Origin of the sequence: Dactylosporangium salmoneum (assembly GCF_039532525.1) — a bacterium.
Lineage (GTDB): Bacteria > Actinomycetota > Actinomycetes > Mycobacteriales > Micromonosporaceae > Dactylosporangium > Dactylosporangium salmoneum.
Genome location: NZ_BAAARV010000083.1, coordinates 187,248 through 203,625, shown reverse-complemented (window position 1 = coordinate 203,625; position 16,378 = coordinate 187,248). Strand labels below are relative to the sequence as shown.

Here is a 16,378-nt window from a genome sequence, read left to right as displayed (position 1 = left end):
CTCGCGGCACCGGTCACTACGCTGCGTGGCGCTAGGGAACGGCCGTATTGGGTTTGCCACTGGCCGGTCGGGTGACGTGTCCGCGGAAGCTACCCGCCGTACGATTCCCGTGTGGTAAGCCACATCACCACCCCCGCCGCCGAGGTGCTCGCCGCGTTGCCCGACTGGGTGACGCTCGTCCGCGCACCCAACCCTGGACCGATGACGCTGGACGGCACCAACACATGGCTGCTGCGCGCACCCGGTCAGGGCTCGATCGTCGTCGATCCCGGACCCCTCGACGAGGGGCACCTGCGCGCGGTCGCCGGCCACGCGCCCGTCGCCGCCATCGTCCTCACGCACGGTCACCACGATCACACCGAGGGCGTGCCGCGGCTGGCCGAGCTGACCGGGGCGCCGGTGTACCACCCGCCCGTGGGCGAGGGGCTGGAGGCCGGCGGGGTCACCGTCGAGCCCATCGCCACGCCCGGGCACACCAAGGACTCCGTGTGTTTCCTCGTGCGGTACCGCGGCGAGGAGATCGTCCTGACCGGGGACACCGTCCTCGGCCGGGGCACCACCGTCGTGGCCTGGCCGGACGGGGACCTCGGCGACTATCTGGAGAGCCTGGGCCGCCTCGCCGCCTTCGACGGGCGCCCGGCGCTGCCGGGGCACGGTCCGGCGCTCGGCGACACCGGCGTGGCCGCCCGGTTCTACCACGCGCACCGCGAGGCCCGGCTGGAACAGGTGCGGGCCGCGGTGGCCGCCGGTGCGACCGACGCCGGCGACGTCGTGGCCCGGGTGTACGCCGACGTCGACCGCGTGCTGTGGCCGGCCGCCGAGCTCAGCGTGCGCGCGCAGCTCGATTTTCTGCGACGGGAATCACACCCACCCGTTGCCGGGTTGGATGCAACGTGACGTGTTCGGTGTGCGGGACTGTGGCCGTTCCCGGTGCGCGGTTCTGCCACCACTGTGGCTCCGCGCTGCCGGCGGCCGCCACCCTGCCCGCGGCCGAGCGGCGGATCGTCACCGTCCTGTTCGGTGACCTGTCCGACTTCACCGCCTGGTCGGAGGACCTCGACCCGGAGCGGGTCAGCGCGGTCACCGACCGGGTGCTGGCCGCCCTGGCGGGCGCGGTGAAGACCTTCGGCGGGCACGTCGACAAGCTGACCGGCGACGGGATCATGGCCGTCTTCGGCGCGCCGGTGGCGCACGAGGACGACGCCGAGCGGGCGGTGCGGGCCGCGCTGTCGATGCAGCGGGCGGTGCGCCGGGTGCTCGACGACGAGCGCGGCGGCGGCGCCCCGCTGGGCCTGCGCATCGGGCTCAACACCGGGCCGGTGGTGGCCGGCGTGCAGGCCGGCATCGAGTACACGGTCATCGGCGACACCGTCAACACCGCCGCCCGGCTGGCCGACGCGGCCGCGATCGGCGCGGTGTACGCGGGCGACCGCACCTCCTCGTCCACCCGGCGGCTCGCGTCCTGGCGGGCGCTGCGACCGCTGCGGCTGAAGGGCAAGCGGGAGCCGGTCGACGCGTTCGAGCTGCTGGGCCTGCTCGACGCCCCGGGCACCCGCTCCGGCCTGGGCGACGAGGCGCCGTTCGTCGGGCGCGAGGCCGAGCTCGGCCGGGTCTCCGGTCGCCTCGCCGAGATCGCCGACCGGCAGGAGCCGCGCGTGCTGGTCTTCACCGGCGAGGCGGGCCTGGGCAAGACCCGCCTGGCGGGCGAGATCGAGCGGTTCGCGGCCGGCTACCTGGGCGGCGCCGGCTACACCCCGAGCGCCGGGTTCGCCCCCGGCGGCGGCGCCCGCGTGCTGTCGGTGCACTGCGCCGCGTTCGGCGAGCGGCGCCGGCTCGCGCCCCTGGCCGACCTGGTCCGCGCCGCGATCGGCCTGCCGCCCGACGCCGTGCTGACCCGCGAGGCGGTCGAGGAGCGGCTGCGCCGGCTGGCCCAGCGCCTGGCCCGGGCCGCGCGGGGCCGCCCGGAGCCGCCGCGGTTCGCCAGCGACCTGCTGCTGACCCTGATCGGGTACAGCGAGGACGTCCGCGACACCGCCTGGGTCGCGCCCGGCGGCAAGCCCGACGAGCTGGACCTGGACGCCGTGCCCAACGCCGTCGCCGAGCTGCTGTCCGGCCTGGCCGCGGAGACGCCGCTGGTGGTGATCGTCGACGACTCGCACGACGCCACCGCCGAGACCCTCGACGCCCTCGGCGCCACCATCGAGCGCCTGACGGGCCCGGTGCTCATCGTGCTGCTCGGCCGGCCCGAGCTGGTGCGCTCGGCCGGCGTGCTGACCCGCATCGCCGACGCCGAGGTGGTGCCGATCCCGCCGCTGCGGGGCGCGGACGCGGCCCGGCTGCTCACCGCGTACCTCAGCGGCGGCCGCGTGGCCCCGCCCGACGAGGACCGGCTGCTGGCCACCGCCCAGGGCAACCCGTTCTACCTGGCCGAGCTGGTCACGCTGCTGCAGGAGCGCGGCGCGCTGACCACCGTGGCCGGCACCGACCCGCCCGGCTGGCGGCTCGCCCCCGGCTCGCTCGGCGGCCGGCTGCTGTCCCGCGACCTCGCCGCCGTGCTGGCCGCCCGCATCGACGCGCTGCCCGCCGACACCCGGGCGGTGCTGCGCGACGCCGCCGTCATCGGCGATACCGTGCCGGCCCGGGCGTTGGAGGCGCTGCGCTTCAACCCGCCCGGCCAGCCGGCCCGGCCCGCGGTCGTGGCCGCGGTCGAACTGGAGCGGGCCGTCGAGGAGCTGCTGCAGCGGCGCATGCTGCGCCGCGGGCGGGGCGGCTTCGCCTTCGCCACGCCGCTGCTGCGCGAGGCCGCGTACGCGGGCATCGGCAAGGCCGACCTCGCCGAACGGCACGCCGCGCTGTCGCGGTGGGCCGGGGCGGCGGTCAACGCCTACCTCGCCGCCGGCGGCACGGGCAACGTCACCGGCCTCAACATGGGCCTCGGCGCCGCCGACGCGTTCATCGCCGAGCACGCCGAGCGGGCCGGCCAGCTCGCCGACGTGGTCGGGCTGCGGCCGGACTCCCTGGCCCGCTCGGCCGCGCCGCTGGGCGTGCAGGCGCTGGGCCGCACCGCCCGGGCCGCGCTGACCGGGGGCGAGCCCGCGCAGGCCGCGCAGGCCGCCGACCGGGCCGCCGCGCTCGGGGGCGGCACGCTGCCGGCGGCCGACCGGCTGGTCCACGCCCGGGCGCTGCTCCAGCTGGGGCGGGCGTCGGAGGCTCTGGGGTACGCCGAGAAGATCACCGCCAACGCGAGCGACAACGCCGCCGTCCGGGTCGGTGCGCTGCTCGTGGCCGGGCGGGCCTATCGCGCGATGGCCGATCACCGGCGCAGCTACCAGACGCTGAGCGAGGCGCTGGAGGCGGCGACGGCGGCCCGGCTGACCTACGAGCGCGGCGACGCCATGCGCCGCCTCGGCATGGCCGACTTCCTCGAGGGGCGCCTGGCCGAGGCCGGCGGCCGGTTCGCCGAGTCGTTCCAGATCGCCGTCACCGCCGGCGACCGGCGCGCCCAGGCCTGGTCGCTGCAGCACCTGGCCTGGGTCAGCACCACCCGCGGCGACTTCGCCGGGGCCGACGCGGCGCTCGGGCGGGCCGCCCGCCGCTTCGCCGAGCTCGGCGACCCGGTCGGGCGGGCCTGGCTGCGTGGCACCACCGCGTTCGTGCGGCTGCTGGCCGGCCGGCTCGGCGAGGCCCGGCGGCTGGCCAAGGCGTTCCTGCCCTTCGGCGAGCGGGTCGGCGACGCGTGGGCGGTCGGCACGCTGCGCGCGGTCGAGGCGTTCGCCGCGGCCGAGAGCGGCGACCTGGCCGACGCCGACCGCGAGGCCCGCCGGGCGTACCGCGAGTTCGCCGCGGCCGGCGACGACTGGGGCCGCGGCCTGGCGCTGGTCGTGCGGGGCGTGGTCGCGCGCGAGCTGGGCGAGCCGGCGCACGCCTACGACCTGCTCTCCGACGCCACCGAGTACGGCGAGAAGACCGGCCACCCGCTGCTGCTGGGCATGTCCCGCACCATCCGCGGGTTCGTGAGCCTCGACCGGGGCGACCCGGTGGCCGCCGAGGCCGACGCCCGCGCGGTGCTGCAGGTCGTGGAGACCCACGACGTGCTGGAGCCGGCCAAGGTCGGCCCGCGGGTGCTGTTCGGCCTGGCCCGGCTGGCCCAGGGCGACCTGCCGACGGCGCTGGAGATGCTGGGCTGCGTCGCCGCCGACCGCCCCGCCCCATCGGTGATCTTCTCCCGGCGCCAGGCGGTGGCCGCCTACGCCTCCGCCCTGCTGGCCGCCGGGCGCAACGCCGAGGCCCTGGACTGGGCCCGGCAGGCGCAGACCTCGCCGGGGGAGGACGTGCGCGGTCGCGATTATGCGGCGGCGGTACTGCAGGAGGCCCTCGCGGCCAATGCCTCCGTCGTGGCGGTCGTAGAGCCCTGAATTCCGGCTGTGGCCGATGCGTGACGAGGAATGTCATACCCCGGCCGTATCGTCTATGCCGTGACCGCATCGCCTCCACTGCCCACGGTGCCCGGACTGACCGGGTTCTCCGTGCTGGCGCGCGGCGGATACGCCACCGTCTACCGGGCCGAGCAGGAGTCGGTCGGGCGCGACGTGGCCGTCAAGGTGGAGAACCGCACGCTCGAGACCGAGCGCGACCGCCGCCGCTTCCTGCGCGAGGCCCGCGCGGCCGGCCGCATGTCGAGCCACCCGCACGTGGTCGACCTGTTCGACGCCGGCGTCACCGGCGACGGCCACCCCTACCTGATCATGGAGCTCTGCGACGGCTCCTACGCGGAGCGCATGCGCTCCGCCCCGCTGGCCCCCGAGGAGGTCCGCGAGGTCGGCTTCAAGATCGCCGACGCCCTCGCCGACGGCCATTCCCTGGGTGTACTGCACCGCGACGTCAAACCGGCCAACATCCTCTTCAGCCGCTTCGGCGAGCCCGCCCTGGCCGACTTCGGCCTGGCCATCCTGTCCGAGTGGCGCGACGTCTCGATCACCCTGGACGTGCTGACCCCCGCCTACGCCCCGCCCGAGACATTCCGCCACGCCGCGCCCGCCCCGGCCGCGGACGTCTACGCGCTGTGCGCCACCCTCTACGCCCTGATGCGCGGCCGCCCGCCCCGCTGGCGCCAGGACCAGACGCCCAGCCTGCTGTCCCTGGTCGACATGTTCAACGACCGCATCCCCGACATCCCGGGCTGCCCCGACGAGCTCATGGCCATCCTGCGCGCGGGCATGTCCAACGACGAGTCGGCCCGCCCGACCGCGCTGCAGCTGCGCGACGCCCTGATCGCGCTGCGCATGGACCCGGCGCCGCAGGTCATCGTGCCGCCGCTGGGCTCGCCGCCGCTCGAGCCGGTGTACACGTCGCCGCCGTTGCCCCCGCAGCTGCCGCCCCCGCCGGCCGATCGGCTGCTGGACTCGCCGTTCATGGGCGGCTTCCCGCGCGACCCGGAGCAGACCGTCCCGCACCAGGCCGGCCCCGAGGAGCCGCCGACCGACCCCTTGATCCCCGGCTCCGGTGGCCCCTTCGCGGCTCCCGGCGTGGGCTTCGCATCCGGTGAGCCGCCGGCCGCGCCGCCCGTCGGTCCCTTCGTGACCCCGGGCAGGGCGGGCGGGGCGAGCCGGCGGGGCCTGTGGCTCGGCGTGGTCGGCGGCCTGGCGGCGGTGGCGGCGCTGGTGGGCGTCGCGATCGCGTACGGGCTCGGCGACAGCTCGCCCGACCCGGCCCCGTCCGCGTCGGCGATCGCCGCCCCGCCCCGCTCGACCTGCGGCCCGACCCCGGCCGTCGACGTCCGGGCGCAGTGCGCCGCGACCGCGGAGTGCTACGACTCGAAGCCCGCTCGGGTGGACTGCGGCGGCGTCCACACCTGGGAGGTCTTCGCCTACGGCGACCTCCCCGCCGGCAGCCACGTCGCCGACGAGCGCGACCCGGCGGTGCGCTCGGTGTGCAGCGTCGGCACCCTGGCCGCGGTCAACATCAGCGCGGTGACCTGGCGGACCGAGGTGCTGCTGCCGAGCCTGGCCGAGCAGAAGGCGGGGCCGACGACGTACCGCTGCCTGGCCGGCCAGGGCAGGGACTCCCTGACCGGCGACCAGCTGCATCGGTAGCGCCGGCGGGTCACTCGTCAGTAGGACTTCTCCTGGCCCATGAGGTGCTGGGAGACGAAGTTCAGGATCATCTCGCGGGAGACGGGGGCGATGCGGCCGGCCCGGACGGCGCCCAGCAGGGTGGCGACGCCGTACTCCGTGGTCATGCCGTTGCCGCCCAGCGACTGGATGGCCGTGTCCACCGCCAGGGCGGCGGCCTCGGCGGCGGCGTACTTGGCCATGTTCGCGGCCACGCCGGCCTCCAGGTCACGGCCGGCGTCGTAGAGGGCCGCCGCCTTGGCGACCATCAGCCGGGCCAGCTCGACCTGGATGTGGGCGTGCGCCAGCGGGTGGGCCACGCCCTGGTGGGTGCCGATCGGGCGGCCCCAGACCGCGCGGGTCGCGGTGTAGGTGGAGGCGCGCTCCAGGGCGTAGCGGGCGGTGCCGCAGGCCATCGCGGCCACCGTGATCCGCTCCGGGTTGAGGCCGGAGAAGAGCGCCGGCAGGCCCGCCTCCGGGTCCTCGCCGATGAGGGCGCCCGACGGGACGCGGACGTCGTCGAAGTACAGCTGGAACTGGTTCTCGGGGCTGACGATCTCCATGTCCAGCTTCGTGGCGGTCAGGCCGGGTGCGTCGGCCGGGACCACGAACAGGGCGGGCTTGAGCTTGCCGGTGCGCTCGTCCTCGAGGCGGGCGACGACCATGATCTTGGAGCACTCGTCGACGCCGGAGATGTACACCTTGCGGCCGGTCAGCGTGTAGCCGCCCTCGAAGGGGCGGGCGACCGTCGTCAGCTTGTGGAAGTTGGAGCCCGCGTCCGGCTCGGTGATGGCGAAGCAGACCTTCAGGGTGCCGTCGGCGAAGCCGGGCAGCAGCGTCCGGCGCTGCTCCTCGGTGCCGTGCTTGGCGACGATCGTGGCGGCGATGGCGGGGGAGACGACGAGCAGCAGCAGCGGCGCGCCGGCGGCGGCCAGCTCCTCGCAGACGATCGCCAGCTCGGTGATGCCGCCGCCACCGCCGTCGTACTGCTCGGGGACGCTCACGCCCAGGTAGCCCAGGCGGGCGGCCTCCTGCCACAGCTCGTCGGAGTGCTCGCCCGCCTTGGCCTTGCGCACGAAGTACTCGTGGCCGTAGCGCTTGCCGAGCTTGGCGACGGCATCGCGGAGGTCCTGCTGTTGAGGGGTGTAGTCGAAGTCCACGCAAACTCCTAGTGAGGGGATAGCACCGCCAGCAGCGCGCCGGACTCGACCTGCGAGCCGGCCGCGACCCGCAGGTCGCTGATGACGCCGTCGGTGGGGGCGTGCACCGGGTGCTCGAGCTTCATCGCCTCCACCGTGAGCAGCAGCTCGCCGGCGGCGACCCGCTGGCCCGGGACGACCAGCACGCGGCCGACCGCGCCCGGCAGTGGGGCGATGAGGGAGCCCTCGGGCTGTTCGGCGACCGGCAGCGGGTAGCGCGGAAGCTCGGTCAGGGTCACCGAGCCCTCGGCGCTGTCCACGAACGACACGCCGTCGATCTCGTGCACGGCGAACTGCAGGCGCACGCCGCCGACGTCGAGCACGACCCGGTCGCCGGTGGCGGAGAGGATCGCCGCCGGCGGGTGGTCGGGGGCGCCGGCCGGGTCGAGGCCGGCGCCGGGCAGGCCGACGTCCTCGGGGTCGATGCGGCGCACCGCCCAGGCGGCCAGGTCGTTGGCCCGGTCCAGGCGGTAGCCGACCTCGATGGTGCCGGTCGGGCCCTCGTAGACGACGGTCTGCAGGGCGCTGGGGACGTTGCGCCAGCCTGACGGCAGGCCGGGCAGCAGTGCGGTCTTGGCCCGGCGGGCCGCCCCGGCCAGCGCCGCGGCCAGGCACGACAGGCGCACCGCGTCGACCGAGGACAGCAGCGGGGCGAAGACCTCCGGGTGGCGGTCCAGGAAGCCGGTGTCGGTGCCGCCGGACAGGAACGCCGAGTGCCGCAGCACCCGCACCAGCAGGTCGCGGTTGGTGGTCACGCCGTGGATGCGGGCCCGGGCCAGCGCCCCGCCGAGCATCCGGGCAGCCTCGGCCCGGGTCGGCGCCCAGGCGACGAGCTTGGCCAGCATCGGGTCGTAGTGCACGCCGACGACCGAGCCGTCGACCACGCCAGAGTCCAGGCGCAGGCCCGGCGCCGGAAGCGGGCCGAAGGTGTGGGCGACGCCGGGGACGTCGAAGCGGTGCAGCGTGCCGGTGGAGGGCATCCAGGCGTAGGCGGGGTCCTCGGCGTACAGCCGGACCTCGATCGCGTGGCCGCGCAGCGGCGGCGGACCCTGGAAGGGCAGCGGGCCGCCCTCGGCCACGACCAGCTGGAGCCGGACCATGTCCACGCCGACCACGCACTCCGTGACCGGGTGCTCGACCTGCAGGCGGGTGTTCATCTCCAGGAAGAAGAACTCGCCGGTCGGCGCGAGCAGGAACTCCACCGTGCCGGCGCCGACGTAGCCGACCGCCCGGGCGGCCGCGATCGCCGCCTGGCACAGCTTCTCGCGCAGCGTGCTGTCGACCGCCGGGGATGGGGTCTCCTCCAGGATCTTCTGGTGCCGGCGCTGGATCGAGCACTCGCGCTCACCCAGGGGGACCACGTTGCCGTGCGCGTCGGCCATGATCTGGACCTCGACGTGGCGGGCGCGTTCGACGTACCGCTCGCAGAACACCGTGCCGTCGCCGAACGCCGCCGACGCCTCGCGCCGCGCGGAGGCCACCGCCTCGGCCAGCGACTCGCGGTCGCGCACGATCCGCATGCCCCGGCCGCCGCCCCCCGCGGACGCCTTGACCAGCACGGGGAAGGCGTCGACCTCCTCCGGGTCGAGCGCGGTCGGCAGCATCGGCACCCCGGCCTCGGCCAGCAGCGCCTTGGCCTCCAGCTTCGAGCCCATGACGGCGATCGCCTTCGGCGACGGCCCGACCCAGGTCAGGCCCGCGTCGATGACCGCCCGGGCGAACTCGGCGTTCTCCGAGAGGAAGCCATATCCCGGGTGTACGGCGTCCGCGCCGCACTTGCGGGCGGCCTGGATCAGCAGGTCGCCGCGCAGGTACGTCGCCATCGGCGCATTGCCGGGCAGGTGCACGGCGTAGTCGGCCTCGGCGACGTGCGGGGAGTCGGCGTCGGCGTCGGAGTAGACGGCGACCGTCTCGACCCCCATCGCCCGGCAGGTGGCGAACACCCGGCGGGCGATCTCCCCGCGGTTGGCTACCAGCAGCCTTCTGATCACAGTGCCAAATCCCCCTAGTGCCGCAACGGCCGATTGTCGCCAGAGCTAGTGCCGGAAGACGCCGAACTGGGCGTGCTCGCCGGTGCCGACCAGCGCCAGGCACATGCCCAGCACCGTGCGGGTGTCGCGCGGGTCGATCACGCCGTCGTCGTACAGGCGGCCGGAGAGGAACAGCGCCGCCGACTCCTGCTCGACCTTGTGCTCGACCATGAACCGCATCGTGCGGTCCTGCTCCTCGTCGTACGCCTGCCCCTTGGCCTCGGCCGCCTGCCGGGCCACGATGGACAGCACCCCGGCCAGCTGCTGCGGCCCCATCACGGCCGACTTCGCGTTGGGCCAGGTGAACAGGAACCGCGGCTCGAAGGCCCGGCCGCACATCCCGTAGTTGCCGGCGCCGTAGGAGGCGCCGATGTTGACCGTCAGGTGCGGCACCCGCGAGTTGGCCACCGCGTTGATCATCAGGGCGCCGTGCTTGATGATCCCGCCCTGCTCGTACTCGCTGCCGACCATGTAGCCGGTGGTGTTCTGCAGGAAGACCAGCGGGGTGCCGGTGCCGTTGGCCAGCTGGATGAACTGGGCCGCCTTCTGCGCCTCGGCCGAGAACAGCACGCCCCGCGCGTTGGCCAGCACGCCGACGCGGTGGCCGTGGATCGCGCCCCAGCCGGTGCACAGCGCGGGCCCGTAGGCCGGCTTGAACTCGTCGAACTCGCTGCCGTCGAGGATGCGGGCCAGGATCTCCCGCGGGTCGAACGGCACCCGAAGGTCCGCGCTCGGGATGCCGAGCAGGTCGTCCGCGTCGAACTTGGGCTCGCTGCCGTAGCGGCGCCCGACCGAGGCGGCGAAGTTGCGGATGCAGCCGCGGGCCAGCCGCAGCGCGTCGCGCTCGTCCTCGGCGACGAAGTCGGCCAGGCCCGAGCGGGTGGCGTGCATCGCCGCGCCGCCGAGGGTCTCGTCGTCGACCGTCTCGCCGGTCGCCATCTTCACCAGCGGCGGGCCGGCCAGGAACACCTTGGCCCGGTCGCGCACGAAGATCGTGTAGTCCGACATGCCGGGGACGTAGGCGCCGCCGGCGGTGGCGTTGCCGAACACCACGGCGACCGTCGGGATGGCCGCCGCCGAGAGCCGGGTCAGGTCCCGGAACGCGGCCCCGCCCGGGATGAAGATCTCGGCCTGCTGGGGCAGGTCGGCCCCGCCCGACTCGACCAGGTTGACCAGCGGCAGCCGGTTCTCCCGGGCGATCTGCCCGGCCCGCTGGGTCTTTTTCAGCGTGAAGGGGTTGACCGCGCCGCCGCGCACGGTCGGGTCGTTGGCCACGATCACGCACGGCACGCCCTCGACCACGCCGATGCCGGTCACCATGCTGGCCCCGACCGGGTAGTCGGTGCCCCAGGCGGCCACCGGGCACAGCTCCAGGAACGGCGAGTCGCGGTCGACCAGCAGTTCGATGCGCTCCCGGGGCAGCAGCTTGCCGCGGGCGTGGTGGCGGGCGATGTACTTCTCGCCCCCGCCGCCGCGCGCCTGGCGCAACGCCGACTCCAGCTCGGTCAGCCGCTCGAGCATCGCCTGCCGGTTCTCCAGGTAGGCGGTCCCGCGCGGGTCGAGGTTGCTCGTCAACACCGGCATGCCTCAGACCCCCAACTGCTTCGCGATGATCTTGTTCATGATCTCCGTGGTGCCGCCGCCGATGCCCAGAATCCGAGCGTCGCGGTAGTGCCGCTCGACCTCGGCGTCGCGGAGATACCCCAGCCCGCCGTGCAGCTGCACGGCCTCGTCGACGACGTGGTCGCACGCCGCGACCGCGGTGTTCTTCGCCATCGCCACCTCCGTAACGAGCCGCTCGCCGCTTGCGACACGGACGGCGACCTGCCGGACGTACGTCCGGGCGACGTCCACCTGCCGCGCCATCTCGGCCAGCCGGTGCCGTACCAGCTGCCGGCTCGCCAGCGGACGCCCGAACGTGTGCCGGTCGCGCACCCAGGCGAGCGTCAGGTCGAGGCAGCGCTGCGCGGTGGCGTAGGCCTGCACCGCCAGCGAGATCCGCTCGGCGCCGAAGTGGGTCATGACCTCGGCGAACCCGCCCACGACGTGCCGGCGGGGCACCCGCACCCCGACGAACGCGAGCTCGGCCGTGTCGGAGCAGTGCCAGCCCATCTTGTCCAGCCGGCGGGTGACCTCGAAGCCGCCGTCGACGACGAGCAGCCGGAAGCCCTCGTCGGTCTGCACGGCGACGGTGGCGAAGTCGGCCCGGGCCCCGCTGGTGATGAACGTCTTGGTGCCGTCCACGACGTAGTCGTCCCCGTCGGCCACCGCCCGGGTGCGGATTCCGGCCACGTCGGACCCGCCGCCGGGCTCGGTGACGGCCAGGCAGCCGATCTTCTCCCCGGCCAGCGTCGGGCGCACGAACCGCTCGATCAGCTCGGGGTCGCCGGCCGCCACGATGTGCGGCAGCGCGATACCGTGCGTGAACAGCGCCGCGACCAGCCCGGAGGACCCGCCGGCCTGGATCAGCTCCTCGGTGACCACCACGCTGTCGAGCAGGTCCCCGCCCGACCCGCCGACCTCCTCGGCGAAGCCGATGCCGAGCAGCCCGATCCCGGCGGCGACCCGGTGCAGCTCCCGCGGCACCTCGCCGGCCTTCTCCCAGTCCGCGAGGTTGGGCAGTACCTCGTTCGTGACGAACGCCCGGGTCAGCTCGCGCAGCCTGCGCCGTTCCTCGGTGCCGAACGGGTCGCTCATGCGAGGAACTCCTCGGGCAGGTCCACCACTCGGGAGCGCAGCCACTCGCCCAGCGCCTTGCCCTGCGGGTCGAAGCGGGTGCTGGCCGCGACCCCCTCACCCAGGATTCCGTGGATCACGAAGTTGACGGCGTTGAGGTTGGGCAGCTCGTATCGCTCGACGTCGAGCGGCGCGGCCTCGGGGAGCAGCTGCTTGAGCCGCTCGGTGGTGAGTTCGGTCCGAAGCCACGCATATGCGCGCTCTTCGCGGGCCCAGACTCCGATATTGGCGTCCCCGCCCTTGTCGCCGGATCGCGCCCCGAACAGTCTGCCGAGAGGGGCTTTTACGGTTTGCCCGAAAAATCCGGATGCTGACGCATCCTGATTTTTCGGACTTATCACCATTTTCTGGGGTTGAGGGGCATTGACCGGGCGGCGGGTGCCGTCGGGGAGAACGGCCACGTGGGGTACCGAGTCCTGCGGTACCGCGAACGAGGTGAAGATCCCGAACGGCGTGGCGTCGCCGGGCGGGGCGGTCAGCGCCAGGCCGGGGTAGGAGGCCAGCGCCAGCTCGACCGCGGCCTGGGAGAACGTGCGGCCGGCCCGCTTGGGGTCGGCGTCGCGCACGTGCACCGTGAGCAGCGCGCTGGCCGCCGGCTCGTCGCCGGCGTCGGGGTGGTCGGTGCGGGCCAGCGCGAACTCCAGGCCGTCCGGGCCGAGCGCGTCCTCCAGCTGGGCCCGCACGAGCGCCGCCTTGGCCTCGATGTCCAGCCCGCACAGCACGAACGTCATCGCGTTGCGGAAGCCGCCGAGCGCGTTCACGCCGACCTTCAGCGTGTCCGGCGGCGGCCCGCCGCGCACCCCGTCGATGCGCACCCGGTCGGGCCCGTCGGGGGTCAGCCGGATGCTCGCGAAGTCGGCGACGACGTCCGGGCCGGGGTAGGCCGGCGCTGCGATCTCGTACAGCAGCTGCGCGGTCACCGTCTCGACCGTGACGGCCCCGCCGGTGCCCGGGTGCTTGGTGATCACCGCGCTGCCGTCGGGGTGCAGCTCGGCGATCGGGAAGCCGGGGCGGCGCCCGCCGTCGGGCAGCTCGGTGAAGAACGCGAAGTTGCCGCCGGTGGCCTGCGCGCCGCACTCGAGCACGTGACCCGCGACCGTGGCGCCGGCCAGTGCGTCGAGGTCGGCCCGGGTCCAGCCGAAGCGGGCGATGCCGGGGCCGACGACCAGCGAAGCGTCGGTGACCCGGCCGGTGACCACGATGTCCGCGCCGGCGGTGAGGCACTCGGCGATGCCGAAGGCGCCGAGGTACGCGTTCGCGGTCAGTGGCTGGCGCACGTCGAACTCGGCCGCCCTGGCGATGACGTCGTCGCCCTCCACGTGGGCGACGGACGCGTCCAGGCCGAGGCGCGCGGCGAGTTGGCGGATCGCGTCGGCCAGGCCCGCGGGGTTGAGGCCGCCGGCGTTGGTCACCAGCTTGACGCGGCGCTGGAGTGCCGTACCGAGGACGGGTTCCAATTGGCGCAGGAAGGTCTTGGCGTAGCCGGTGGCCGGGTCCTTGAGACGGTCGCGGCCGAGGATGAGCATGGTGAGCTCGGCCAGGTAGTCGCCGGTGAGGACGTCGAGCTCGCCGCCATCGAGCATCTCGCGCCAGGCCGTGGCCCGGTCGCCGTAGAAGCCGGAGGCGTTGCCGACGCGCAGAACGCGCGACGCGCCGCCGGTGTGTGGAGCGCTCGTCGCGCCGCCGGTGTGTGGAGCGCTCGTCGCGCCGCCGGTGTGTGGGACGCTCGTCGCGCCGCCGGTGTGTGGAGCGCTCGTCGCGCCGCCGGTGTGTGGGACGCTCGTCGCGTCGCCGGTGTGTGGAGCGCTCATCGCGCCGCTGCCCTTGGCTCGCGGCCGGCGCCGGGTGGGCCGGCGAACGCCTGGGCGAGGCTCAGCCACGCCGCCGCGTCGTCGCCCGTCGCCTGCAGCGCCAGGTCGGCCGGGTGCCGGCGCTGGGTGACCAGCAGGCAGAAGTCGAGGGCCGGTCCGTTCACGCGGTTGGGCGCGTCCCCGGGGCCGAAGGCCCACACGGACCCGTCCGGGGCGTCCAGCTCGACCCGGAAGGGCGCCGCCGGGGCCGACCGGCCGTGGCTCTCGAAGCCGTGGCCGATCGTGCGGAAGCCGATGTGGGCCACGTGCCGGAGCCGCGCGGTTGGGCGTAGGTGCTCCCGCGCCCGCTCGTCGTCGGGGAACGTCTCGGCGATGTCCCGCCCGTGCGCCCAGGTCTCCATGATCCGGCCGGTGGCGCTGGACAGCGGCGACATCGCGGTGCCGAACCAGGGGCGCTTCTCGCCCGCCGGCACCGCGGTCAACGCCGCGACGAGGGCGGCGCGCCCGGCCCGCCAGCGGGAGAGCATCTCGTCGGGCGGGGCGACGCCGGCCGCGGCGGCCCGGTCGACGAACGCCTTCGGGTCTTCCAGCGTCTCGCTCAGCCGCGCGATGAAGCCGGCCGGGTCGGCGTTGGCCAGCGTGGCCATCCCGTCGGTCCAATGCAGGTGGGCGATCTGGTGCGCGACGCTCCAGCCAGGTGCGGGCGTCGGGCGGCTCCACCGGTCCGGGCTCAGGCCGCTGACCAGCCGGTCGAGCGCCTCGGACTCCGCCTCCAGGTCCCGCAGCACGTCGTCGAGCAGCACCATCGCCCCTCCTAGAGGATCTTCTCCAGCTGCTGTTTCCAGGCCGCGAGCAGCTGGGTGCGGCGCGGCGAGTCGTCGGTGAGCAGGTTCGCGACGCCGAGGCCGCGCATCAGGTCGAGGGTGGCCTGGACCGCCTCGCGCACGCCGGGCCGGGACTCGTCGGCGCCGAGCAGCTCGACGGCGAGCCGGTGCAGCTCGCGGCCGACCCGGGCCTCGATCGGCACCAGGGCGTCGCGCAGCTCGGCGTCGGTGCGCGCGGCCACCCAGACCTCGAGCGCGGCGACGAACAGCGGGCCGGTGAACGCCGAGGCGAGCAGCTCGACGACCCGGTCGACCCGCTCGACGCGGTCGCCGGTCAGCGCCGCGGCCTCGGTGCGGATCTCCTCGGCGCGGCGCTCGGCGAGGTGCTGTACGGCGGCCAGCACGAGGGCGGTCCGGGTGGGGTAGTGGTGCAGCTGGGCGCCCCGCGAGACCCCGGCCCGTTCGGCGATGACCGTGGTGGTGGCGCCGGACCAGCCGAACTCGTAGAGGCACTCGACGGTGGCCTCCAGCAGGCGCCGCTGGGTGACGCGGCTTCGCTCCTGCTGCGCGGTCATGGGTTCAGGGTGTACCGCGAGAAACAAACAGTCAAGCCTGATTGTTTTTCGCGCACCGAGAAGTCGGGCGCTCTGCGGAGCCGAGAAGTCGGGCGCTCTGCGGAGCCGAGAAGTCGGGCGCTCTGCGGAGCCGAGAAGTCGGGCGCTCTGCGGAGCCGAGAAGTCGGGCGCTCTGCGGAGCCGAGAAGTCGGGCGCTCCGCGGAGCCGAGAAGTCGGGCGCTCCGCGGAGCCGAGAAGTCGGGCGCTCCGCGGAGCCGAGAAGTCGGGCGCTCCGCGCCGCGACTTATCGGATTTATACCCCGCCAGGAGAAATGTCCGGAATGGCGGTGAACGCGACAAAAGCCGCCCATTACGGGCGGCTCAGGGGTGTCGGGCGGTGCTGTTGCCGATCAGACGCGGGCGCGGCGGGCCAGACGCTCCGGGTCCATGATGATCACGCTCTTGCCGTCCAGCCGCAGCCAGCCGCGCGAGGCGAAGTCGGCCAGTGCCTTGTTCACCGTCTCCCGCGAGGCGCCCACGAGCTGGGCCATCTCCTCCTGCGTGAGGTCGTGGTTGACCCGCAGCACGCCGCCGTCGCGGGTGCCGAAGCGCCCCGCCATCTGCAGCAGCGTCTTGGCCACCCGGCCGGGCACGTCGGTGAAGATGAGGTCGGCCAGCGCGTCGTTGGTGCGGCGCAGGCGCCGGGCCAGCACTCGCAGCAGCTGCTCGGCGATCTCCGGCCGGTTGGTGAGCCAGGGGCGGAGGGCCTGCTTGCGCAGCCGGGCCAGCCGGGTGTCCAGCACCGCGGTCGCCGTCGCCGTGCGCGGGCCGGGGTCGAACAGCGACAGCTCGCCGACCATGTCACTCGGGCCCATGACCGCGATGAGGTTCTGCCGGCCGTCGGCCGCGCGGCGCCCGACCTTGATCTTGCCGGACAGCACGATGTACAGACTGTCGCCCGGCTCGCCCTCGCTGAACACGACCTCGCCCTTGCGGACGTCGATCGTCTCCATCTCCTTGGCGAGGGATTCCGCCGCCTCGGGCTCGACCCCTTGGAAGATGCCGCTGCGCGCCAGTACCTCGTCCATCGCGTCCACCTCTACTCCGTCGGCG

At 74.5% G+C, this 16,378-nt stretch carries 10 protein-coding genes and 1 pseudogene; 3 read left to right on the top strand and 8 right to left on the bottom strand.

All coding sequences use genetic code 11. From position 1 onward, the window contains the following. The first annotated feature begins 111 nt into the window (after positions 1-111). The 3 genes and pseudogenes from ABD352_RS42330 to ABD352_RS42320 all read left to right on the top strand — a co-directional run bounded on the left by ABD352_RS42330 (position 112) and on the right by ABD352_RS42320 (position 6,092). Positions 112-897, top strand: a complete 786-nt coding sequence (locus ABD352_RS42330; protein WP_344618213.1) for an MBL fold metallo-hydrolase — start codon at positions 112-114, stop codon at positions 895-897. Next, positions 894-4,400 (top strand): annotated as a pseudogene (locus ABD352_RS42325) (adenylate/guanylate cyclase domain-containing protein); the annotation flags it as partial. The gene ABD352_RS42330 and the pseudogene ABD352_RS42325, both read left to right, overlap by 4 nt. A 75-nt stretch (positions 4,401-4,475) precedes the next feature. Beyond that, a complete protein-coding gene (locus tag ABD352_RS42320) occupies positions 4,476-6,092 on the top strand; it encodes a serine/threonine-protein kinase (RefSeq protein ID WP_344618212.1) in 1,617 nt (538 codons plus the stop codon). Positions 6,093-6,109: 17 nt separating this feature from the next. Here the strand turns inward: ABD352_RS42320 and ABD352_RS42315 are convergent, their stop codons facing one another. From ABD352_RS42315 to ABD352_RS42280, 8 genes are all read right to left on the bottom strand, one after another. After that, a complete protein-coding gene (locus ABD352_RS42315; protein ID WP_344618211.1) occupies positions 6,110-7,270 on the bottom strand; it encodes an acyl-CoA dehydrogenase family protein in 1,161 nt (386 codons plus the stop codon). Between the two features lie 8 nt (positions 7,271-7,278). Next, a complete protein-coding gene (locus tag ABD352_RS42310) occupies positions 7,279-9,300 on the bottom strand; it encodes an acetyl/propionyl/methylcrotonyl-CoA carboxylase subunit alpha (RefSeq protein ID WP_344618210.1) in 2,022 nt (673 codons plus the stop codon). Positions 9,301-9,345: 45 nt separating this feature from the next. Then, positions 9,346-10,923: an acyl-CoA carboxylase subunit beta gene (locus ABD352_RS42305; RefSeq protein WP_344618209.1), complete on the bottom strand. Its 1,578-nt coding sequence runs from the start codon at positions 10,921-10,923 to the stop codon at positions 9,346-9,348. A gap of 3 nt (positions 10,924-10,926) precedes the next feature. Beyond that, positions 10,927-12,036 (bottom strand): acyl-CoA dehydrogenase family protein, encoded by a 1,110-nt coding sequence (locus tag ABD352_RS42300; protein WP_344618208.1) that lies wholly within the window; start codon positions 12,034-12,036, stop codon positions 10,927-10,929. Then, positions 12,033-13,658 (bottom strand): acyclic terpene utilization AtuA family protein, encoded by a 1,626-nt coding sequence (locus ABD352_RS42295; protein ID WP_425553893.1) that lies wholly within the window; start codon positions 13,656-13,658, stop codon positions 12,033-12,035. The genes ABD352_RS42300 and ABD352_RS42295 overlap by 4 nt, the downstream gene beginning before the upstream one ends. 224 nt (positions 13,659-13,882) lie before the next feature. Further along, positions 13,883-14,692: a TIGR03084 family metal-binding protein gene (locus ABD352_RS42290; RefSeq protein ID WP_344618206.1), complete on the bottom strand. Its 810-nt coding sequence runs from the start codon at positions 14,690-14,692 to the stop codon at positions 13,883-13,885. 8 nt (positions 14,693-14,700) lie between these two features. Further along, positions 14,701-15,285: a TetR/AcrR family transcriptional regulator gene (locus ABD352_RS42285; RefSeq protein WP_344618205.1), complete on the bottom strand. Its 585-nt coding sequence runs from the start codon at positions 15,283-15,285 to the stop codon at positions 14,701-14,703. Positions 15,286-15,675: 390 nt separating this feature from the next. Beyond that, positions 15,676-16,353: a Crp/Fnr family transcriptional regulator gene (locus tag ABD352_RS42280; RefSeq protein WP_344618204.1), complete on the bottom strand. Its 678-nt coding sequence runs from the start codon at positions 16,351-16,353 to the stop codon at positions 15,676-15,678. Positions 16,354-16,378 lie beyond the last annotated feature (25 nt).